This window comes from Pseudomonas sp. ATCC 43928, assembly GCF_005938665.2.
In the GTDB taxonomy this organism is placed as follows: Bacteria; Pseudomonadota; Gammaproteobacteria; order Pseudomonadales; family Pseudomonadaceae; genus Aquipseudomonas.
Genome location: NZ_CP041753.1, coordinates 5,940,134 through 5,960,657, shown reverse-complemented (window position 1 = coordinate 5,960,657; position 20,524 = coordinate 5,940,134). Strand labels below are relative to the sequence as shown.

Annotated in this window: 18 protein-coding genes; 3 read left to right on the top strand and 15 right to left on the bottom strand. The window is 60.9% G+C overall.

The window, feature by feature from the left end; genetic code table 11:
* Window positions 1-117 precede the first annotated feature (117 nt).
* From FFH90_RS27470 to FFH90_RS27430, 9 genes are all read right to left on the bottom strand, one after another.
* A complete protein-coding gene (locus FFH90_RS27470; RefSeq protein ID WP_086945160.1) occupies window positions 118-1,275 on the bottom strand; it encodes a glutathionylspermidine synthase family protein in 1,158 nt (385 codons plus the stop codon).
* Window positions 1,276-1,287: 12 nt separating this feature from the next.
* Complete coding sequence (locus FFH90_RS27465) at window positions 1,288-2,016, bottom strand: DUF1190 domain-containing protein (protein WP_138866382.1); 729 nt, start codon at window positions 2,014-2,016, stop codon at window positions 1,288-1,290.
* A gap of 19 nt (window positions 2,017-2,035) precedes the next feature.
* Entirely contained in the window at window positions 2,036-2,464 is a 429-nt protein-coding gene (locus tag FFH90_RS27460) for a DUF350 domain-containing protein (protein WP_007933682.1), read from the bottom strand.
* Window positions 2,465-2,478: 14 nt separating this feature from the next.
* Window positions 2,479-3,159, bottom strand: coding sequence for a DUF2491 family protein (locus tag FFH90_RS27455; RefSeq protein ID WP_111454178.1), 681 nt, complete (start codon window positions 3,157-3,159; stop codon window positions 2,479-2,481).
* A complete protein-coding gene (locus FFH90_RS27450) occupies window positions 3,146-4,180 on the bottom strand; it encodes an ion channel (protein ID WP_138866381.1) in 1,035 nt (344 codons plus the stop codon). The genes FFH90_RS27455 and FFH90_RS27450 overlap by 14 nt, the downstream gene beginning before the upstream one ends.
* 71 nt (window positions 4,181-4,251) lie before the next feature.
* The gene (locus tag FFH90_RS27445) at window positions 4,252-4,815 is read right to left on the bottom strand and encodes a rhomboid family intramembrane serine protease (RefSeq protein ID WP_138866380.1); all 564 of its coding nucleotides are present in this window, start codon (window positions 4,813-4,815) and stop codon (window positions 4,252-4,254) included.
* 247 nt (window positions 4,816-5,062) lie between these two features.
* Window positions 5,063-5,761, bottom strand: coding sequence for a PspA/IM30 family protein (locus tag FFH90_RS27440; protein WP_138866379.1), 699 nt, complete (start codon window positions 5,759-5,761; stop codon window positions 5,063-5,065).
* A 24-nt stretch (window positions 5,762-5,785) separates the two neighbouring features.
* Window positions 5,786-6,367 (bottom strand): YjfI family protein, encoded by a 582-nt coding sequence (locus FFH90_RS27435; protein ID WP_086945165.1) that lies wholly within the window; start codon window positions 6,365-6,367, stop codon window positions 5,786-5,788.
* A gap of 281 nt (window positions 6,368-6,648) precedes the next feature.
* Window positions 6,649-7,197 carry a cysteine hydrolase family protein gene (locus tag FFH90_RS27430; protein WP_018925668.1) on the bottom strand — a complete coding sequence of 183 codons (549 nt, stop codon included), beginning with the start codon at window positions 7,195-7,197 and terminating at the stop codon, window positions 6,649-6,651.
* A 101-nt stretch (window positions 7,198-7,298) separates the two neighbouring features.
* Here FFH90_RS27430 and FFH90_RS27425 point away from each other — a divergent pair, with 101 nt between their 5' ends.
* From FFH90_RS27425 to FFH90_RS27415, 3 genes are all read left to right on the top strand, one after another.
* Window positions 7,299-8,294 carry a GlxA family transcriptional regulator gene (locus FFH90_RS27425; protein WP_138866378.1) on the top strand — a complete coding sequence of 332 codons (996 nt, stop codon included), beginning with the start codon at window positions 7,299-7,301 and terminating at the stop codon, window positions 8,292-8,294.
* Between the two features lie 209 nt (window positions 8,295-8,503).
* Window positions 8,504-9,613, top strand: a complete 1,110-nt coding sequence (locus FFH90_RS27420) for a DUF3182 family protein (RefSeq protein WP_138866377.1) — start codon at window positions 8,504-8,506, stop codon at window positions 9,611-9,613.
* Window positions 9,603-10,361: a S9 family peptidase gene (locus tag FFH90_RS27415; RefSeq protein WP_018925671.1), complete on the top strand. Its 759-nt coding sequence runs from the start codon at window positions 9,603-9,605 to the stop codon at window positions 10,359-10,361. Before FFH90_RS27420 ends, FFH90_RS27415 begins: the two co-directional genes overlap by 11 nt.
* Window positions 10,362-10,403: 42 nt before the next feature.
* Here FFH90_RS27415 and FFH90_RS27410 read toward each other — a convergent pair whose 3' ends face one another.
* The 6 genes from FFH90_RS27410 to FFH90_RS27385 all read right to left on the bottom strand — a co-directional run bounded on the left by FFH90_RS27410 (window position 10,404) and on the right by FFH90_RS27385 (window position 20,371).
* Window positions 10,404-11,390 (bottom strand): lysylphosphatidylglycerol synthase domain-containing protein, encoded by a 987-nt coding sequence (locus FFH90_RS27410; RefSeq protein WP_138866376.1) that lies wholly within the window; start codon window positions 11,388-11,390, stop codon window positions 10,404-10,406.
* On the bottom strand, window positions 11,387-12,673 hold the full coding sequence (clsB, locus tag FFH90_RS27405) for a cardiolipin synthase ClsB (protein WP_138866375.1): 1,287 nt from the start codon (window positions 12,671-12,673) through the stop codon (window positions 11,387-11,389). Before clsB ends, FFH90_RS27410 begins: the two co-directional genes overlap by 4 nt.
* A complete protein-coding gene (locus FFH90_RS27400; RefSeq protein ID WP_018925674.1) occupies window positions 12,670-13,467 on the bottom strand; it encodes an endonuclease/exonuclease/phosphatase family protein in 798 nt (265 codons plus the stop codon). Before FFH90_RS27400 ends, clsB begins: the two co-directional genes overlap by 4 nt.
* A complete protein-coding gene (locus tag FFH90_RS27395; protein ID WP_138866374.1) occupies window positions 13,464-14,390 on the bottom strand; it encodes a DUF72 domain-containing protein in 927 nt (308 codons plus the stop codon). Before FFH90_RS27395 ends, FFH90_RS27400 begins: the two co-directional genes overlap by 4 nt.
* A 157-nt stretch (window positions 14,391-14,547) precedes the next feature.
* Entirely contained in the window at window positions 14,548-15,759 is a 1,212-nt protein-coding gene (locus FFH90_RS27390; RefSeq protein ID WP_138866373.1) for an MFS transporter, read from the bottom strand.
* A gap of 271 nt (window positions 15,760-16,030) precedes the next feature.
* Window positions 16,031-20,371 carry a DEAD/DEAH box helicase gene (locus FFH90_RS27385; RefSeq protein ID WP_138866372.1) on the bottom strand — a complete coding sequence of 1,447 codons (4,341 nt, stop codon included), beginning with the start codon at window positions 20,369-20,371 and terminating at the stop codon, window positions 16,031-16,033.
* Between the last annotated feature and the right edge of the window lie 153 nt (window positions 20,372-20,524).

The following is a 20,524-nucleotide window of genomic DNA, read 5'->3' as shown; positions in this document are numbered from 1 at the left end:
GGATTACCAGAATAACGGCTAAACGAATGGCCGCCATTATCCGGCATTTCCGCAGTAAGTCTTGTGGGTGTCTGACGATATGTCGACACCGGGCCTTTTTAGTGGGCGATGGTAGGGTCAGTCGAGTATCAGATGCGGTAAGAACCGGCTCGAATCCTTGGTAATCAAACTGTTGTCCTCACGCACGCCGATGCCGGCTGCCTGATCCCCGATCACCCAGGAACCGATCAGCGTGTAGCTGTCGCCAAATTTCGGCAGCGGGGCAAACTCCTGAAGGATAAACGGCGCATCAGTGTAGGGGCCGTCCTCTTTTACGATCAGGCCATCGGCAGTTTGCAGCTCAATGTTCGCGCCTTCCCGTGAGAAGAATGGCTTGCGCACCCAACCTTTGGGCACCGCTTTACTCGGGTCGGAGTCCAGGTGCGCCGCGAGCAGGTTCGGGTGACCTTGGTTGAACTCCCACAGCAGCGGCAGGATGCCCTTGTTGGAGATGATGGATTTCCAGGGCGGTTCGAAAAACTGCGTATCGCTCTGGGCAATCGCTGCGCCGAAGGGTTCGTGGAAGATGAACTCCCAGGCATGCAGTTTGAACAGGTGAGGGATCCAGCGATCCTCGAGGTCGACGAAACGTCCGTCACTGGTGAGGCCAATGTCTTCGATGTCGATGTGCCGCGATTCAATACCGACCTTTTCCGCGACCAGGCGCAGGTAATCGGTGGTGCCCTTGTCTTCGACCGAGTCTTTCATCGAGGCGAAATAGAAGGGCTGTTTGAGCTGCAGTTGGGCAAAAGCCTGATGCAGCTTGGTGTCGATGCTGTTGAACTGGTCGGCGTGTCTGGGCAGCAAGCCACGCTCGATGCATTGTTCCAGCCAGCCCCACTGAAACGCCGCGGCCTCATACAGGCTGGTCGGCGTGTCGTAGTTGAGTTCCAGCAGCTTGGCTGGCCCGCTGCCGTTGTAGGAGAAGTCCATGCGCCCATACAGGTGCGGGTGGCCTTCGAGCCATGAAGTGCGAACCATGTCGAAGAACGGCGCGGGGATGCTCAGGCGCTCCAGCAACTCTTCGCTTTGCACCACTCGCGCCACCAGGTCCATGCACATCTCATGAACTTCGGTGGTCGGGTCTTCGAGGTCGTTCTCGATCTGCTTGAGCGTGAACTGGTAGTACGCGCTCTCGTCCCAATAGGGTTCGTCGTCGATGGTATGGAACAGGAAGCCGAGGCTTTCGGCGGTCTGTTTCCAGTCATGACGCTCTGCGCAGAGGATTTTCTTCATGGCCTTATTCCCTTAGCTACTCGAACCGCCAAAGCTCTTGCCTGATCCACCCCAGCCACTGCGTGCGCTGGCCTGGTTGCCGAACCCGCCGCGGGAGGTGGACGATGCAACGGACACCGGCTTGCTGCGGGTGATGGTGTCGGTGTAACTGCCACTGCTGCCGTAGCGCGCCTGATTGGACCTGTTGAAGGTTGAACCTGACGATACCCGCTGACTGAGTGTCGAGGACGAGTAGTCACCGCGATCATCGCGATAGCGGTAGACCGGTTCGGAGTAGTAGCTGTTGCGGTTGCTGCTGAGCATGTTGCCGATCAGCAGCCCGGTCAGCAGGCTACTGCCGGAGAAACCCGACCCTGCGGCATTCGCTTCCGATGCGGGCAATTTAGCCTTGGCCGCGTCCACTTCGGACTGCGTCACCTCGCCATCGGCACTCAGCTCGAAACCACCGAGCTTGGGGATGAATTTGCCGGCGGAATCCTGCTGGCACCAGTCGGCGACAAAGTCGGCGTCGCAATCAGCCTGGTTGTCGTACACCGGCGCAATGCTTCGATGCTGGGCCATGGCCTTCATATAAGCGTCAGAACAGATGTCGACCGGGAGCTTTTCATCGGCGCATTGCTGAACGGACTGGAAATTGTACTTTTTGTGTATCTCGTAGGTTTTTTCCGTCGGCCCGCAGCCTGATATCGCCATGGCGACCGATGCCGCCAGCGAGAGCTGAACGTACTTGCTTCGTTTCATCGCAATCTCCGTGGCGCAATCAGTTCTGGGAAGGGGTCATGCACGCGGCGTTCAACATGCCGACGCTGATGGCCACTGCCGCGACATAGATACCCGCAGCGATTTCGCCTTTCTTGATGCGTTCAGAGGCGCCTTTGAGCACCAGGCTGGTCACCAGGAACGCCAGCAGTTGTACGAAAGCGGCGATCACCGCCCAGACGACGAAGTCCAGAATGCTGATCGAGTAGGCGATCACATTGCTGGCCGGAATGGCGAATCCGATGATGGCGCCGCCCAGGGCGATGGCGGCCGCAACGTTGCCCGCACGGATCAACTCGAATTCCCGGTGCGGTGTGATGCGGGTGTAGATGAACTGGAACAGCGCGAACAACACGGCGGCGCCGAGGATGTACAAAACAAACCCGAGCACGGCGGCTTTGTTCAGGGAGATAGAGAGCGCTTCAAGCATGGACTTCTTCCTTTTTAAAAAGTGTTCAGGTCGGTGGTGTACAGCGAAATACCCAGCGAAGTGCTCAAGCTGATGGTGCCTTCGGCATCTTCTTCGACGGAAAACAGCAGGAATTCCCGGCGATCGGTCAGGCCGGTTTCGCGGGCGTACAACATCGAACAGTGCTGGATGCTGTATGTTTCGTCCGGATTCTTCAGGTGTTCGCTCAACGGCACCAGTTCGGTCTGGCCGTTCTCGGTGCCCCATTCGCGGGTGTATTCGACACCGTTGAGGGTGTAGGTCGGCAGCCCGATCAGGCTTTGAGGGCCGGCCAGCCGCCGCAGCTCCGCTTCACTGTTGATGGTGACGTAACTGAGGTAGTTGAACAGGATCACCGACTCGACCTGCCCGGCGATGTCGCCGGTGGTGTGCACTTGCAGCCAGTAGTCTTCGTCGTTCATGTAATAGCGCGACAACCAGGTCGACTGCCCGAGCTCAATGGTGCCGGCGCTCCAGATTTGCTGGGAGCCGGGAATGGTTACCGCGGTTTTTTCGTCGAGCAACAGTTTCAGGGTCGTGTCGAACATCACGCCCTTGCCCAATGCCAGGCCCAGCGGGCCGGTGACTGGCAGGTTATCGTTGGCTGTCCATTTCGAATCGGTATTCGTGCCCGCGTTCGGGGCCTCAAGCCCCAGCAACTGTTTAAACCATCCCATTGGAGATTTCCTTGAGGCGAGTAGAGGCGATGTAGAAGAGTTCGCCGCCCTTGACGCGAGTGGCGCCGGGCGGGTTGATTGAAGGCTGTCGGGCGCCTTTGGCGCGGTAGCCGATAAGGGTCGCGTTATGGCGTTCTTTCATCTGTGCGTACAGATCGCCGAACGTTGCTTCAAAGGTTTCGGGCAGTCTCATCAGGTATTGGGTGGCGCCTTGGCCCACGCACAGCAATTCATTGATGACCACTGACGAGCCCGGATCCTGGGAGGCGCGCACCAACATCTCGATGGCCATGCTTGAGGTGCATTCCAGGCTGGGCGCGTAGGCGCTGGCGAGCGCGGCGATTTCACTTTCATTGAAGTGGGCGACCACATGCCCGACCGGGCTCAGTTGATTGACCGCCAGTACGGTGGCCAGGGTCAGATCGTCTGAATGGGTGCGCACCAGTACGCGTTCGGCGCCAGGTACGCCGGCACGCAGCAAAAGCGCGACAGAGGACAGGCTTTCACCTTTGATAAAGGCCGCCTTGCCCGGCATGGGGTTTTCTTCGAGATCGCAATCGCAAATGACGATCAGGTTGTCATTGGACGTTTCGTCCTGCAGCAGCAACTCAATAACCCGCTCGCTGGACGCGCCTTCCCAGCCGATGAGAACGGTATGGCCGACCTTGCCGGTGAAATCGCCTTTGCCCTTCATGCCTTTTCTCCATACATCGATGACACTGCTGGTGGTTTTGCCGATGGCCGCCGTCAGCAGCGCAATGCCCCCGAGCATGACCCAGGTAGCCACGAAAATCCGTCCCGCGGCTGTCTGTGGCGCAAGATCGCCGTAGCCGACGGTGAGCGTGGTGGTGAGATAGAAGTAGGTGAACGTGGCGGGAGCGATGAGGTGTTGTTCGCCCAGAAGCACCAGGCCCAGCCAGGCCGTGCTCAGGTGTACGCCCAGCGCAATGGCCAGGCCGGCCCAGCCGAAGCGATGGAAGAAGGACGCCGCGTACGCGCGCAATAAAAGGAAAATCGACATTACATCCCTGACTCCTTGGGGGCTCATTCCTGGCGACGTAATCGCTCGGGCATCTAAGTGCTCGAGTGTGGTTACCGGGCGGCATTAAACCTGCTGCGCGGCGTAGATAACAGTACCTTGGCTGCAATATACCCGGCGATTGCAGCAAAAATATGCCCTTCGAAGGAAATGCCCCGGCGCGGAAGGAAGCCAACAATCAGCCCACCATAGAGCAGGGCCACGACACTGGCCGTTATCAGGTTGCTCCAGCTCCTCTGAAACCAGGCGCGCGACAGGAGATACGCCCACAGCCCGAACACCCAGCCGCTGGCACCGATATGCACGTCGGCAAAACCGAACAGCCAGATCAGCGAACCGCCCAGCAAAATGATGATAGCGCTGACGGCCATGAACCGGTTGAGCCCTTCGGCGATGACCAGGGTACCGAGGATCAAAAAGGCAATCAGGTTGGCACTCAGGTGCGCAAAGGATGTGTGCAAGAAAGGCGAGGTGATGATGCCGACCAGTCCGTGCAAGGTTCTCGGAACCAGGCCGAAGGCGTTAAGGCTGTAGCCGGTCGCCACATTGAGCAGTTGCAGCGCAACCATGAAGATGGCCAGGCCAGCGATTGTCTTGAAACCCTTCAGGGCATCCATCCTTGACCTCGACTCGGCAGTAAAGAAGGGCGATCAATTAATGCCTGCCAGTTAAGAGATAGAACAAGCACTGAGTAAAGTTGTGGCGAGGGAGCTTGCTCCCGCTGGGCCGCGAAGCGGCCCCTCTTATCCCCAAAAAGAAGGGACTGCTGCGCAGTCCAGCGGGAGCAAGCTCCCTCGCCACAGGGTCAGTGCACTTGACTGACTGGCATCAGGGCAATGAATGCCCTTTCTGCCGGGGTATTGCTTACTCGGCCGATTTTTTCTTCAGGCGTTCCAGGATCGCATTGGCGCTGCCTGCGTCCGGCGTGATGCCGGCTTCGCGCAGTTTGCGCTCCAGGTCGGTGCCGGTCGACGCATCGGCCAGTTCGTCCTGGGCTTGCAGTTCAGCGGCGCGTTGCTGCTGCTTGGCTTGCAGGCGGTTCAGTGTACCGACGGCGGTTTCCAGCTTGCCGTTGGCGCCGCCACTGGCGATCGAGGCGCTGACCTGGGCTTTCTGTACGCTTTCACGAGCCTTGGCCATATCCACTTGCTGGCGCAGGCTTTTGATGCGGTTTTCAGCCTTGGTGATGTCTTTGCGCATGTTGTCGGCGTAACCACCGAATTCGGTGGCCTGCTTTTGCTCGACATCCAGTTCATTGGTCAGGGTCGAAATGGCTTCGGCCACTTCCAGTGCCAGGTCTTCGCGGTTGGCCTGGATGGCGGCCAGGGCCTTGGATTCCAGGTCCTTGATCTTGGCGTTGTACTCGCTGACGCGGTCAGCCGACAGTTTGTGCTTGGCCATGATGGTGACCAGCTCACGCTTGGCGTTGGCCAGCGCGCTGTCAGCATCGCGAATTTCCTGGTCGAGAATGCGCAGGGCCTGTTGGTCGACGATCGATTCGCCGACTTCGTTGGCACCGCCACGCAGCGCGGTGAACAATTTGCTCCAGATGGACTGAGTCATTGGATATATCCTGTTCCCGAATAATTAATTGAAGAAGCGTTCAAAGGCTTCGCTGGCGCGCTGGACGTTGTCGACGAGGGTTTTGATCTCAGTCACGACGTTGGTCAGGCTGGAGTCGGAGCTCAGCGCGCCGAACATGTTGTAAACGACCTGCCCGTTGGGCATGGACTCGATACCGATCGAGGACAGCGGGAACATTTCCCGGCTGCGCAGAACGGCATCGTTGAAGGCCGGGACGTTGTTGATCGATTCGACATCGACCAGGACCGTATCGACGATGATCTGATCGCCAACCACCGCGATGTAAATCGGCAAGCCACCGAAATCGTTCATTTCCAGCTTGATGCTGGATTCGGAGCCTTGAACGAGGGAGAGGGTGATTTCGTTCGCAACCACTTCGTCGAGGGCCTGGAGGGCGCTGTAGAGGCGATCGATGTTCCAGTTATTACCTGCGCTCATGTAATTCTCCGACATGAATGAGCCAGCCAGAATCGGTTGGCGTAGCTGTTTCTCCATCTGCTTGAGCAGGCTTCGATTTTCGGGAAGCACCCAAGTCTCGTGTTTCACATAGCCGGCGGCACCCAGGCCCGCGCGCATCTGCTTCATGTAAAAGCTCGATGGTTTTTTCGCGGAGGGTTTCGAGCGCTCTCCTTTGCGGCTCGCTGAATCGGTAACAGACCCGGTAGGCGGATCTGATGGAGAGCTGCTTTTCATGGTGCTGATCCCGTTGTGAAAAAACTCACGCGTGATAACACTACAGGCTATTTTTGCAGCCCTCAATAGCTCACGCGTGAGATTTTTTCGACGGTTGCGCAGGTGTATGAAAAAGAAGGGAAGCAACATGATTCCGATCAGTTAAGCGCAATCCTGTGGAACGAGCTTCTTATCTAACCAGCCAGAAAGTCATCGGTGGACACCACGCTGGCATAGGCAAAACCCAAAGCCGACATGAACGCGGCATGCACATGGGCGGCCGGGACGGTGACGCCGTTGAACTCCAGATCAAGGGTGGCACAGGCGTCGTGGATCACCGTGACCGTATAGCCGAAGTCCGCTGCGGCACGGGTGACGCCGTCGATGCACATGTGGCTCATGCTGCCGACGACCACCAGGTGTTCGATACCTTGCTGGTCGAGGATGGCCTTGAGTTCGGTTTCGCGGAACGCGTTGACGAAGTGCTTGAGCACCACCGGTTCATCGGCGCGGTTGAGGACTTTGGGGTGCAGCTTCGCGCCGTCGGAGCCCGGGGTGAAGAACGGCGCGGCGTCGGAGGTGAATTCGTGGCGGATGTGCACCACCGCGTCACCGGCCTCGCGAAAGGCCTGGATCAGCCGTGCAGCGTTGTCTGCGGCGGCATCGGCGCCCGCCAAAGGCCACTTGCCCTGGGGGAAGTAGTCGTTCTGGATATCGACTACGATGAGTGCTTGCTTGGCCATGAGTGTTTCCTCGAAGTGCTTGTTGGGTGTGATTCAAGTATCAGGTTCTGCAGGCCGTCCGAGGATTGGCCGCACCGACAATAGAAGGGGGAAAACTGACAATGGGCGTAGAAAGGGCAGTCGTCGAATTGGGCGTGCTGATCTATCCCGGCGCGCAGATGGCGGCGGTGCATGGGCTGACGGATCTGTTCGGGGTGGCCAACCGGATTGCCGCCGAGCATCAGACGGCGCAGTTGCCGTTGTTGCGGATCAGCCATTGGCGGGTCGAGGGCGATCAGGTGCCAGAGCGGGTCTATGACAGTCAACCCGGCCCGGCCGAAGCGTTGGTCGCGGTGTTGATCCCGCCGTCGATTGGCGGCTTTTCCGCGGGCCAGGCACCGCAGGGGCTGATCCGCTGGATTCGTCAGCAACACGCCAGTGGTGCGACGTTGGGCGGGGTTTGCGTGGGGTCGATCCTGTTGGCTGAAAGCGGCCTGCTCGACGGCCGTAGCGCCACCACTCATTGGACCTCGGCCAAAGCCTTCGCCGAGCGTTACCCGGCGATCAAGCTCAAGGCTGACACGCCCATCGTCGATGACGGCGATCTGATTACCACCGCCGGGCTGATGGCCTGGTCAGAGCTGGGGTTACGGCTGGTGAACCGCTTGCTGGGGCCGAGCATTGCCACTAGCACGGCACGCTTTCTGGTGGTGGAGCACAGCGACAGCGCGAGCGAATGCGGCAGTAATTTTTCACCGATTCTCAGCCATGGCGATGCCTCGATTCTCAAGGTCCAGCATTGGCTGCAAAGCACCGGGGCGGTCGATGTCTCGCTGGCGGCAATGGCCGATCGGGCGGGGCTGGAAGAGCGCACCTTCCTGCGGCGATTCCGCGCGGCGACCGGGTTGAAACCCACCGAGTACTGCCAGCACCTGCGCGTCGGCAAGGCGCGCGAGATGCTCGAATTCACCAACGGCACCATTGATCACATTGCCTGGACCGTGGGTTATCAGGACCCGAGTGCGTTTCGTGCGACGTTCAAAAAGATTACCGGGCTGGCGCCGAGTGATTACCGGACGCGGTTTGGCGTGACGCCGCCAGCTGTTGTGGCCCGGTAGCCAGAGCACGCCAGATCAAGAAAATGTGGGAGGTTTGAGTCGTGCAAAATGCCGGAGTCCTGAAGGGCGTCGTGCATAATCAAACAGGCGTAATGCCATTACTGTCTGGGCAACCGGCTGATTTAACAGTCGTTCTTCATCAGCCGCCATTGGCCTGATCCCTGCACCCCTCCAGATACATTTATCCAACGCAGATTGAAGGGGGACGCATGACCCCAACAAATCGCCAGAAACTGGTACTCGCCCATTCGGTACGGCCCGATGCCCCGCTGCACGAAGTTGAAACCAATCGGGCGCTGGCTCGTTGGCTGGCGCAGATCGTCGGGCTCGAATACGGCGGCAGTTACGACCCGCAACTGCACAGCGGTCGTGACCGCTATCTGTTGCCGACCCAGACGCTGGTGGGCGCCGCTATCGCCCGGAAGCTGGGCGTCAAAGGGCCGGAGGATTTGTGGGGCGGTTACGTCGACCACGATTTCATCTGCACCAAAGCCATCAGTCATGGGCTGTTGAACCGCTATGCGTTCGCGCCCGAAGGCTGGGCAACGTTGTTTTGCGAACGGGTGCGCAGCGTCGTGCTCGATGGCCTCAGCGTGTTCTCCCTGGACGATGCGCGCCCGGCGGCGGAGCACCTGCTCTACAGCGGCCCGATCCGCATCAAGCCTATTCACGCCTGCGCCGGACGCGGTCAGGAAGTGATCAAGAGCCTCGACCAGTTCGACGCCATCCTCGCTCGCCCCGAGGCCAAGACACTGTTCACCGAAGGCGTGGTGTTGGAACAGGACTTGACCGAGGTGATCACCCACAGCGTCGGCCAAAGCTTCATCGGCGACAAAGTGCTGAGTTATTGCGGTGATCAATACTTGACCGAAGACGCTCAGGGCGAGCAGGTTTATGGAGGGTCCAATCTGTTGGTGGTGCAGGGTTATTACGAGGACCTGCTGGCGCTGGAACTGCCGGATGACGTGAGGCTGGCGATCCAGCAGGCACAGGTATTCGACAGTGCGGCGGATGAAGCCTACCCCGGTTTCTATGCTTCGCGGCGCAACTACGACATCGCCCAGGGGCTGGACTGCAACGGCCGACAACGCAGCGGCGTGCTCGAACAATCCTGGCGTTTGGGCGGTGCCAGCAGTGCCGAAGTCGCAGCGTTGCAGAGCTTCGTCCACGACCCCGGCCTGCGTGCGATTCGCGTGTCGTCGGTCGAAACCTATAGCGATCAAACGCTGCCGGCGAACGCTATCGAGGTGTACCGCGGGCCGGCGGAACACAGTGATTTTCTTCTCAAGTACGTGACGGTCAAATCCTATGACGGCTAGAAGCGAAACCATTCAGATCGACATCGACGATGAACAGATGAGCGGGACCTTCCTCAGCCCCAAATCGAAAGTCCCGGGGGTGCTTTTCGTCCACGGCTGGGGCGGTAGCCAGGAGCGCGACCTGGAGCGGGCCAAAGGCATTGCCGGGTTGGGTTGTGTGTGCCTGACGTTCGACTTGCGTGGCCATACCGGCGGGACCGGCATTCCGTTGTCCAGGGTCACCCGCGAAGACAACCTGCGCGACCTGCTGGCAGCCTACGACCGCTTGCTCGCCCACCCGGCGCTCGACACCTCTGCGATCGCGGTGGTCGGCACCAGTTATGGCGGTTATCTGGCGGCGATCCTGACGACGTTGCGTCCGGTGCGCTGGTTGGCGCTGCGGGTGCCGGCGTTGTATCGCGACGACTTGTGGCACACGCCCAAGCGTGAGTTGGACAAAGCCGACTTGCGCGACTATCGCGGCACGCTGGTGCGCGCCGACAGCAATCGCGCGTTGCACGCCTGCTCGCAATTCACCGGGGATGTGTTGCTGGTGGAGTCCGAGACCGATGCCTATGTACCCCACGCGACGATCATGAGTTACCGCGCCGCGTGTCAGCAGACTCACTCGCTGACTCACCGGATCATCGATGGTGCGGATCACGCCTTGAGCGACCCGGTTTCGCAACAGGCGTACACCTCGATTCTGGTGGATTGGATCACCGAGATGGTGGTGGGTGAGCGGTTGAGCATCATTCAATCGAGTTGAGAGAGGCGGTGGTCTTGCGGTCGTTCGCGGGCAAACCACATCTCACCGAGATTTCTTCGAGATCCGCAACGACTTGGCCTTGGCTTCCACCACCAGGTACATCACCACGGTTATCAGCAGCGGCAGAATGAAATAGATCGCCCGATAAGCGATCAACCCCGCCACCAGGCTGCCCCGCGATACTTCGTGCTGCAGCAGCGCCACGAACACCGCCTCCAACACACCGAGCCCGGCCGGGATATGGGTGATGACCCCGGCAATGGCGCTGATCAGCAACACACCAAGCACCGGCGGATAGTCCAGTTTGCTCGGCAGCAACGTGAAGATCACCGCCGCCATCAGCGCCCAGTTCAGTGCGCCGAGGGCCAGTTGCAGGATTGCCATGCGCAGCGACGGCAGAATGATATCTACGCCGCGAACCGACCATTTCCGGCGCCTGGAATACCGGCAGGCCGCCAGATATCCCATGCTCAACAACAGCAACAAAATCCCCACGTCCTGCAGTGCATTGCTGCTCACTTTCCAGCCCGGCGGCATTCGCATCAGGCCGCTGCTGAACACCGCGCCGGCAATTACCATGTAGCCGAACCAGTTGGTCGCCAGGCTCAGCCCGAGGATTTTTGCGATGTTGCCTTTGCTCACGCCGAGCCGCGAATACAGCCGATAACGCATGGCGACACCGCCGACCCAGGCGCTCAGGTTGAGGTTGAAGGCATAGCTGATGATCCCCACCGGGAGGATCTGCCGCCAGGTCAGGTTCTGCCGGATGTAGGTGCGCCCGATCAGGTCGAAACAGGCATAGACCAGAAAGCTTGCCAGGGTCACACCTGACGCAATGATCAACGTGCGTACTTTGAAATCAGCCAGGGTATCGAACACTTCGTTCCATTCGATGCGCTGGGCGAGCATCGTGAACAATACGATCAGCGCCAGGAAAAACAGCATCGTCAGCGGCCTTTTCCAGCGGTGCCAGTGGTGTTTGCCCGGCGTGTCGGAGTGCGACGCAGGCTGCGCTTGGGAATGGCTCATGCCTTGGCGCTCCCGGGTGGATGGATGAAGGGCTTCAGGCGCGGTTTATGCGCCGGCAACCAGCCGGCCCATGCGGGGAAATGCCGCAGGAAGTGAAACACCAGAAAGCCGATGGTCATGTCCCAGATCCGCCCGCGAGGGGCTGTGTCCACCGACATGACCTTGCAATGGTTGCTGCTCAACTCGTCGAGACGCTCGTACAGATCGCGGTTGAAGGCACGGTCGCGGATCAGCACGTTGGCTTCCAGGTTCAGGGACAGGCTCAGCGGATCGAGGTTGCTTGAGCCGACAGTGCTCCAGTCCTCGTCGACCAGGGCGACTTTGCCGTGCAGTGGGCGGTCGCAATATTCGTAGATCACCACCCCGGCCCGCAGCAGGTAATCGTAGGTCATGCGCGCGGCGAGCCTGGCCACCCGCAGGTCCGGTTGTCCCTGAAGAATCAGGCGCACCTCGACCCCCCGGCGTGCCGCATTGCGAATCTCGCGCAGCAGCCGATAGCCTGGAAAGAAGTAGGCATTGGCGATCACCACGCGACGCCGGGCACTGCGCAGCACCTGCAAATACACCTCTTCGATATCGTTTGGGTGTTCTGCGTTGTCGCGATACACCAGCCGCACCTGACCGTCATGATCGCTGACCGCCAGTTCAGCGTGCCGCTGCCGGCGGCGCTGCCACCAGTATTTGGCCCGAGCCGGTCGACCGCTTTTTAGCAGGGCGAAATGATGAATATCGGCCACTGCCGGGCCTTGCACTTCAACCGAATAATCCTGCTTGGCCTCGGGGCCGAAGTCGGCCAGATGGTCGGCGGAAAAATTGATCCCACCGAGGAACGCAATCGTGCCGTCGACCACCACAATCTTGCGGTGCAGACGGCGGAACCAGTTGGTGCGGATGCCCAGGTGACGCGGGGCAGGGTCGAATATTTGCAGGTGCACGCCTGCGTTGCTCAGGGCGGCGAGGAACGCCGTACTCAGTTCGCCACAACCAAAGCCGTCGAGACTGACCGTGATACGCACACCGCGTTGCGCCGCTTCAATCAGGATCTGTTGAAGCTCATTGCCGACCTTGTCTTCGAACAGAATGAAGGTTTCCAGGAGGATTTCCCTCTGGGCCTGGCGCAGCACTTCAAACACCCGTGGAAAGTACGCCTCACCGTTTTCCAGCAACTCGACCCGGTTGTTACCGTGCCAGCCGTATTCAACTTCAGTCACCGCAGGCTCGCGCACGGGGGGAGGAGGGGAGACGTGTTCGACCGTGGTTTTTTCCATCGATGGGCTGCTCATAACTCGATCTCCACCGACAGGGGCGCATGGTCGGAAAGGTGTGACCAGGGGCGTGCCGCCAGCACTTGCGGATGGCTGGCCTTGAGATGGCGCACGTAGATGCGGTCCAGGCGTAACGCCGGCAAACGCGCGGGGAAACTGCGCGCCGGTTTGCCATGCTGCTCGGCAAAGACCTCACGCAAACCGCAAGGCTTGAGCAACGCATCGGCGCGTTGGCGCCAGTCGTTGAAGTCGCCGGCGACCACCACCGGGGCATCTTGCGGTAACTCTTCCAGGCGTCGGATCAGCAGCTTGAGCTGTGCCGTCCGGTGGCTTTCGCGCAGACCCAGATGGACGCAAATGGCATGCACTTCCCGGCCATCGCCGGGCATCCGCAACACGCAATGCAGGACTCCACGGTTTTCATGGCCGCTGATGGACACGTCGAGGTTGTCGTGGCGAATGATCTGGAATTTCGACAACAGTGCATTGCCGTGATCGCCCGCCGGATAGACCGCGTTGCGCCCGTAGGCGAATTGCGGCCACAGGCTATCGGCAAGGAATTCGTACTGGGGCATCGCCGGCCAATTGTTGTAGCGCTGGGGATGCTGTTCGTGGGTGCCGTGGACCTCCTGCAAAAACACCACATCGGCGGACACACTGCGCACCGCTTCGCGCAACTCGGGCAGGATGAAGCGCCGATTGAGTGCGGTGAACCCCTTGTGGGTGTTGACCGTCAGCACGGTGAAGCGGCTCACGGCATTGATGATGGGTTGCTGTTCATCCGTTCCGCCGACCGGTTCGGGAATGCTCATGGCAGCGCTCCTTCGGCAACCGGCTCGCCGGGGGCCGTGACCAGGTCTTTGTCGAGATGCAAACGCTCAAGCAGGTGGCGGGCATCGAAGGGCGCGCGGACTTTGATGTCGTTATCGAAATAGCAGAACACTTCCCGGGATCTGCGAGTCTTGGGTTTTTGCCGGGGCGCGATCAATTGCGGATCTGCCGGTTGCTGGCCGTGATGCCAGGCCTCGATCCGCTCGCTCCAGCGTTGCAGCGCTTGAGGGGTGTAACCGCTGGCGTAGAGTTCTTCGGCGCCGTGCAGGCGCAGGTAGACGAAATCGCTGGTGAGGTCTTCGCGATACGGCCATTTGCCGGCGGTGTCGGCAATCACCAACGCGGTGTTGTAGCGTTTGAGCAGCCGGACGAAGGCCGGATCGACAAAGCTTTCGTGGCGAATTTCCACGGCATGACGCACTGGTTTTTTGCCGTAGGCCTTCATGCTGGCGTGACCGTTCAGACGTGGTTCGTGCTGGCGGGCAAGGGCGGCGGCCTGTTCGGTGTCGTGGGGCAGTTGTTCAAGGAAATGTTCGAACAGCTCCAGGTCGAATTTGAAGCTGGGCGGAAACTGCCAGAGGATCGGGCCGAGTTTTTCCTTGAGCTCCAGCACCCCGGAGGCGAAGAAATTCGCCAGGGGTTTATGGATCTCCCGCAAGCGCTTGATGTGGGTGATGAAACGCGGCGCCTTGACGCTGAACACGAAGCCCGCCGGGGTTTCGGCGTACCACTGGGCGTAACGTTCGGGCCGTTGCAGGGCGTAGAATGATCCATTGATTTCGATGCTGTTGACCGCCCGTGACGCGAATTGCAATTCGCGTTTGTGGGTCAGCCCCTTCGGGTAGAAGGCTCCCCGCCAGGGCGTGTAGCGCCAGCCTGAAATGCCGATATGAATCGCCGCCATGTCGCCTCCCATCCTCGGACAGCCCTGTCTTTTGATGACTGCCAGGCGTGCGAGAAAGTTTCGACGGGGCTACGGACGGTAAAAGCAAAAGATCGCAGCCTTCGGCAGCTTCCCACAGGCGTGCAGGCGTTGCCGAAGGCTACGATCTTTTGATCTATCAGTGCCCGACAACGATCCGGGCCGAACCTTCAGCCGGCTCGGCATACACCGGACCCAATCGATCGAGACGACCACTCCAGGCGGTCAGTGCCAATGCCACCAACACCACCAGGCCACCGATCCACGCGGTATGGATCAGGCCCATATGCGCCACGATCAAACCACCACCCCACGCACCACCGGCTATGCCGAGGTTGAACGCCGCAATGTTCAGGCCCGACGCCACGTCCACCGCATGCGGGGTGTGATGTTCGGCCTGACGCACCACATATACCTGCAGCCCCGGCACGTTGCCGAACGCCACCGCACCCCAGACCAGCACAGTGGCCAGGGCCAGCCATGGATTGGCGGCGGTGAAGGTCAGCGCGAACAGCACGGCGGCGAGCAGGGCGAAGATGATTTTCAGGGCGTTGATCGGGCCGCGTTTGTCCGCCAGCTTGCCGCCCCAGATGTTGCCGACGGCCACCGAGATGCCGTACACCAGCAGCACCAGGCTGACGGTGCTGGCGCTGAAGCCCGCAATGTCCTGAAGAATCGGTGCCAGAAAGGTGAAGGCGATGAACGAGCCGCCGTAGCCGACCGCCGTCATGGCATACACCAACAACAGGCGCGGTTGCTTGAGCACTTGCAACTGCTGCAACAGCGAAGCCGGTTTGCTGTGGGCGACGTTCTTCGGTACGTAGAGCAGGCTGCCGATGAAGGCGATCACACCCAGTGCAGACACCGCGAGGAAGGTTTCACGCCAGCCGAAATGCTGACCGATAAACGTCCCCAGCGGCACGCCAGTGACCAGCGCCACAGTCAGGCCGGTGAACATGATGGCAATCGCGCTGGCGGCTTTTTCCTTAGGCACCAGGCTGGTGGCGATGATCGAGCCAATTGAGAAAAACACCCCGTGGGCCAGGCCGGTGACGATCCGCGCAATGATCAGCGACTCGTAGCTCGGCGCTTTCCAGGCCAACAAGTTGCCGAGGGTGAACAGCACCATCAGCGACAACAGCAGCAATTTACGCGGGACTTTGCCGGTGAGGGCGGTCAGTACCGGCGCGCCGACGGCCACCCCGAGTGCATACAAACTGACCAGCAAACCGGCAGACGGCAGGCTGACGCCGAGGTCGGCGCCGATGGTGGGTAACAGGCCAACGATGACGAACTCCGTCGTCCCGATGGCGAAAGCGCTAAGGGTCAGCGCCAGCAAGGCAATGGGCATGGCTGCAACTCCGATGGATTGATTGATGGAGCGCAGTGTCGGGGTTTGGGACGTGCGGAAAAATACAGGGATGGGCATTTGATATTTGCGTGCAGGTCAAATATCTCACGGCTGGTATTAAACCTTGTGGCGAGGGAGCTTGCTCCCGCTCGGCTGCGGAGCAGTCGCAAAGCCATACAGCGCGGTGCATCCGGGAGAAATTGGTTTACAGGTTTTGGGGGCGCTTCGCACCCCAGCGGGAGCAAGCTCCCTCGCCACAGGAGATTGAATCCTACAGGGGGGAGTGGCGGATCAGTGTGTTGCGTACTTCTGTAGTCGATTGCTGATCCAGCTCCAGCCAGAACTGCTGCTTGCCGGCGATCTCGGCGGCAGCCGGCAAGCCATCGCGATACACCAGCCGATTGCTCGCGAGCGCCGGCACTTTTACGCCCGGCAGCAAGGTGCCGGCGAGGTTCAGCGGATCCACCCCGCACACCGCGATCAAACTACCGTCATGGGGGCGCCGCCTGACTTCGCGCAACAACGGGATCGCCTCGGGCAGGGCAAACTGTTCGCCGGCCAAACCACTGACAAACCGCCCGCCACGAATCTCGCCCCGGGCCTCGAGCCGATGGAACGTGCGCAGCAATTCCCGCCAACTCGGCAACCAGTCCGCCTCTCGCTCCAGCAAGCGCCAGAACACCACGCCGTAACGGCGCAGTAAGGTCATGGCGATGTGTTCCAGGGTTTCTGTGGGCGTGGACGTCGGGCGTTGTTTATCCACAACCGGCTTATCCACAGCCGGCGCGGCAGCACCGCGGCGCAGCAAGGCCCAGCGCCCGGCGTCTTCCATCCCGCCGACAAACGCTCCACGCCCGCGTCGGCTGCTGCGATTCTGGCGTTTGCTGGCCGGGGTGATCAGCGCCCGCAACCCGGCGAAACTGTCGGCGTTGACCAGTCCGGCACCGACCAGTTCCTGCAAGGCGATTTCCAGTTCCGAGCGCAGCAGATGGGCCTCGTGCATCAGCTCATCGAAAAACAGCGCGCCGTGCTGGCCGAGTGCTGCATGGACCTTTTGTGTTTTGGGCGACAGCTCGTGGACCGGCGTCTGCTCGGTCAAGCTGCTCCACAACCCGACCTGATTACGCGGCAGCAGCAGAATCGGCGTGCTGCGCAATGCCGTGCCGGTGCTCTTGTTGCGCGCGGTCAGGCGGGTCCAGACCAGTTTGCCGCTGCGGCATAACTCATCCAGCCAGCTCGCCGAATAGTCTTTGAGCCGCGCCGGCAGAATGTCGCTGTCCCATGCCGAAGCGGCGGCGGGGTAGCCTTCGAACTGGCTGATGATCGCCGGCAACACTGCGCTGCCCTGGCCTCGGCTCATGCTGGAAAGATGCTGCCAGTCGAACAGGAAACGCATGAAATCCTGCAACGCCACTGGCTCGATTTCCCGGCGCAGCCGTTTGACCGTGTAGCGATGAATCCGCGCCAGCAGATGCCGTTCGCAACATTCCTCTTCGCGGGCGCCGGGGCTGAATTGCCCGCGCAGCACGTAACCTTCACGTTCCAGTTGGGCCAGGGCCTGAGTGACTTGAAGCGCCGGTAAACCGAGTGGTTCGGCAATCGCTTTCAGCGGCAATGGACCAAACGCACTGAGCCGCGCACGGACCACTTCCAGCACCGCTTCGTCCGGCTCCCAGGTTTCATCGAAACCGGGCAACGCCTCCAACGACGGAAACAAGGAGGCCTGTGGATAAATCGCCCGCAGGCAGGTCAGTCGCTCCAGTGGCAGCCACAGCGATTGCTTGGCGTTGATCTGCAAACGGCTGGCGCGGCCACTGTTGGCCAGGGTGTTCAGCCATTCGAGCCAATTGGGGTTGGCCCGGGCCTCGGCGTCGGTGATGCACGCCAGGCTCATCAAGGCCTCATGCATTTCATCGAGGCCGGTTGGCGTTGGCCAGGCTTCGTCGCGCACCGCGGCAATCGCGTCGGCGTCCAGCGCACCGAGGTCGTCGGTGGACTGCGGATCGCTCCAGCGACGGTTGAGTACCGCCTGAGTACGGCGTTCTTCCAGCGGCGCGTCGTCGAGGAAGGTGTAGGGGCGGGCACTGAGGATTTCCGCCGCCAGTGGCGAAGGCGCCGGCAGGTCGCGGCTGATCAGGCGGATATCGCCCTGTTCCATGCGCCGCAACAACGCCAGCCAGCCTTCGCTGTCCATGGCCTCGTGCAGGCAATCGTCGAGGGTTTGTTCCACCAGCGGATGGTCGGGAATCTCGCGCTCGCCGGCGAGGTTTTCCACGCAGGCGATCTGATCGGGAAACACGCTGGCGATCAGGTCTTCGCTTTTCATCCGTTGGATCTGCGGCGGCACTTTGCGGCCGCCGCTGTAGCGTGGCAGCGCGAGGGCGACCCCGGCATTCCAGCGCCAGCGTACGCCGAACAGCGGGGCTTCGAGCACCGCTTGAGTCAGGATATGTTCGGCGCTGTTGCTGTGCAGGTAGCGCCAGACGTCGTCCAGCTCGAAGCTGTGGCTGGTGGACAGCGACAACACGATGGCGTCCTCGCTGGCGGCGGCCTGCAATTCGAAGTTGAAGGTGCGGCAGAAACGCTTGCGCAGGGCCAGGCCCCAGGCGCGGTTGATGCGGCTGCCGAACGGTGAGTGGATGATCAGTTGCGTACCGCCTGACTCGTCGAAAAAGCGCTCCATCACCAGTGTGTCCTGGGACGGCAAGGCGCCGAGGGTCAGGCGGGCCCGGGCCAGGTAGTCGACCAGTTGCTCGGCGCTGGCGAGGTTCAGGCCGAGGGTGTCGGTCAGCCAGTCGAGGGCTGGTTGCAGATCGCCGGGTGTGGCGCCGAGCCGCTCATCGAGTTGCGCTTGCAGACGGGCCACGGCGAACGACAGTTCATTGCTGCGACCGGGTGCTTCCCCGAGCCAGAACGGAATGGTCGGCGGCTGGCCCTGAGCGTCTTCGACCCGGACCTTGCCGGTTTCGACCCGCAGGATTCGATATGACGTATTGCCCAGCTGAAAGATATCCCCGGCAATGCTTTCCACTGCGAAGTCTTCGTTGACGCTGCCGATGTTCAGCCCCTGAGGCTCCAGCAACACGCTGTAGTCGGCGTTGTCCGGAATCGTCCCGCCGCTGGTCACGGCGGTCAGTTTGGCGCCCCGACGGCCGCGCAAGGTGCGGCTTACCGCGTCCCGGTGCAGGTAAGCGCTGCGAATGCCCAAGCGACCGTTGTAGCCCTCGGCGAGCATGTGCAGCAACGCCTGATAATGTTTTTCGTCGAGCTTGGCGTAAGGCGAGGCTTTACGCAGCGTCTCCAGCAATGCCTGCTCGTGCCATTCCTGGCAACTGACCTCGGCGATGATCTGCTGGGCCAGCACATCCAGCGGCGCTTCGGGGATCAGCAAGGTGTCGAGTTCACCACGGCGCACGCAGTCGAGCAGGGCGGCGCACTCGATCAGGTCATCGCGGGTGGTGGCGAACAATCGGCCCTTGGGCGTGCCGCCGACCTGGTGCCCGGAGCGGCCGACCCGTTGCAGAAAACCGGCAATCGAGCGTGGCGAAGCGATCTGGCACACTAGGTCGACGTCGCCGATATCAATCCCCAGTTCCAGCGAGGCGGTGGCGATCAGCACTTGCAGCTCGCCGCGCTTGAGCCGTTGCTCGGCGTCCAGGCGAAATTCCTTGGCCAGGCTGCCATGGTGGGCGGCCACCGCGTCTTTGCCGAGGCGTTCGCTCAAGTGTCGGCTCAGGCGTTCGGCCAGGCGCCGGGTGTTGACGAAAATCAGCGTGGTCCGGTGTTCGCGGGCGAGGGCGGCGAGGCGGTCATAGACCAGCTCCCAGACGTCGTTGGCCATCACCGCCGACAGCGGCACGGGCGGCACTTCGATATCGAGATCCCGTGGGCGGGCATGGCCGATGTCGATGATTTCGCAGGCGCGATCACGGCCAACCAAAAAACGCGACACCGCTTCGATGGGTTTTTGCGTGGCGGACAGGCCGATCCGCACCAGCGGTTGCGGGCAAAGCGCTTGCAGGCGCTCCAGGCTCAGGGCCAGGTGACTGCCGCGTTTGCTGGCGGCGATGGCGTGGATTTCGTCGACGATCACCGTTTGCGTGGTGCCGAGCATTTTCCGGCCGGAGTCGGAGCCGAGCAGCACATAAAGGGATTCCGGGGTGGTCACCAGAATGTGCGGCGCGGTTTTGCGCATGGCCGAACGGTCTTTTTGCGGCGTATCGCCGGTGCGCACGGCAGTGCTGATCGGCACGTCGGGCAGGCCCATCAGGCGTAACTGCTCGGTGATGCCGGCCAGCGGGTTTTGCAGGTTGATCCGGATGTCGTTGGACAGGGCCTTGAGCGGCGAAACGTAGACCACCAGGGTTTCGTCCGGCAGGCCATCCGGGTTTTCCAGGCCGCGATGGACCAGATCGTCGAGCACGGCCAGAAACGCGGTGAGGGTTTTGCCGGAGCCGGTGGGCGCGGCAATCAGCGTTGAACGGCGCTGGCGGATCAACGGCCACGCCCGGGCCTGGGCGGCGGTAGCCGTCGCGAAGGTGTTGCTGAACCAGGCGCTGACGGCGGGGTGGAAACCGTTCAGCGCGCTGTCTGCGGGGATGGGCAGGTTCATGAACCAATTTATGCGGGTGGGGACGGGAAGTTGCAAGTACCGCTTAGGCTCTGTGTTGCTCCTGAGGCCAGTAGCGGCACCACAAATCCCCGGGAACTACACTTTACGGGTGACGGTTGCGCACTAAACCCGCAAAATGCAACGATTCCGGCA

What these genes read in the sequence shown, in the direction of transcription:
- FFH90_RS27470 (WP_086945160.1), bottom strand. Translation starts at nt 1,275, where the DNA reads ATGAAGAAAATCCTCTGCGCAGAGCGTCATGACTGGAAACAGACCGCC.
- FFH90_RS27465 (WP_138866382.1), bottom strand. Translation starts at nt 2,016, where the DNA reads ATGAAACGAAGCAAGTACGTTCAGCTCTCGCTGGCGGCATCGGTCGCC.
- FFH90_RS27460 (WP_007933682.1), bottom strand. Translation starts at nt 2,464, where the DNA reads ATGCTTGAAGCGCTCTCTATCTCCCTGAACAAAGCCGCCGTGCTCGGG.
- FFH90_RS27455 (WP_111454178.1), bottom strand. Translation starts at nt 3,159, where the DNA reads ATGGGATGGTTTAAACAGTTGCTGGGGCTTGAGGCCCCGAACGCGGGC.
- FFH90_RS27450 (WP_138866381.1), bottom strand. Translation starts at nt 4,180, where the DNA reads ATGTCGATTTTCCTTTTATTGCGCGCGTACGCGGCGTCCTTCTTCCAT.
- FFH90_RS27445 (WP_138866380.1), bottom strand. Translation starts at nt 4,815, where the DNA reads ATGGATGCCCTGAAGGGTTTCAAGACAATCGCTGGCCTGGCCATCTTC.
- FFH90_RS27440 (WP_138866379.1), bottom strand. Translation starts at nt 5,761, where the DNA reads ATGACTCAGTCCATCTGGAGCAAATTGTTCACCGCGCTGCGTGGCGGT.
- FFH90_RS27435 (WP_086945165.1), bottom strand. Translation starts at nt 6,367, where the DNA reads ATGAAGCAGATGCGCGCGGGCCTGGGTGCCGCCGGCTATGTGAAACAC.
- FFH90_RS27430 (WP_018925668.1), bottom strand. Translation starts at nt 7,197, where the DNA reads ATGGCCAAGCAAGCACTCATCGTAGTCGATATCCAGAACGACTACTTC.
- FFH90_RS27425 (WP_138866378.1), top strand. Translation starts at nt 7,299, where the DNA reads ATGGGCGTAGAAAGGGCAGTCGTCGAATTGGGCGTGCTGATCTATCCC.
- FFH90_RS27420 (WP_138866377.1), top strand. Translation starts at nt 8,504, where the DNA reads ATGACCCCAACAAATCGCCAGAAACTGGTACTCGCCCATTCGGTACGG.
- FFH90_RS27415 (WP_018925671.1), top strand. Translation starts at nt 9,603, where the DNA reads ATGACGGCTAGAAGCGAAACCATTCAGATCGACATCGACGATGAACAG.
- FFH90_RS27410 (WP_138866376.1), bottom strand. Translation starts at nt 11,390, where the DNA reads ATGAGCCATTCCCAAGCGCAGCCTGCGTCGCACTCCGACACGCCGGGC.
- clsB (WP_138866375.1), bottom strand. Translation starts at nt 12,673, where the DNA reads ATGAGCAGCCCATCGATGGAAAAAACCACGGTCGAACACGTCTCCCCT.
- FFH90_RS27400 (WP_018925674.1), bottom strand. Translation starts at nt 13,467, where the DNA reads ATGAGCATTCCCGAACCGGTCGGCGGAACGGATGAACAGCAACCCATC.
- FFH90_RS27395 (WP_138866374.1), bottom strand. Translation starts at nt 14,390, where the DNA reads ATGGCGGCGATTCATATCGGCATTTCAGGCTGGCGCTACACGCCCTGG.
- FFH90_RS27390 (WP_138866373.1), bottom strand. Translation starts at nt 15,759, where the DNA reads ATGCCCATTGCCTTGCTGGCGCTGACCCTTAGCGCTTTCGCCATCGGG.
- FFH90_RS27385 (WP_138866372.1), bottom strand. Translation starts at nt 20,371, where the DNA reads ATGAACCTGCCCATCCCCGCAGACAGCGCGCTGAACGGTTTCCACCCC.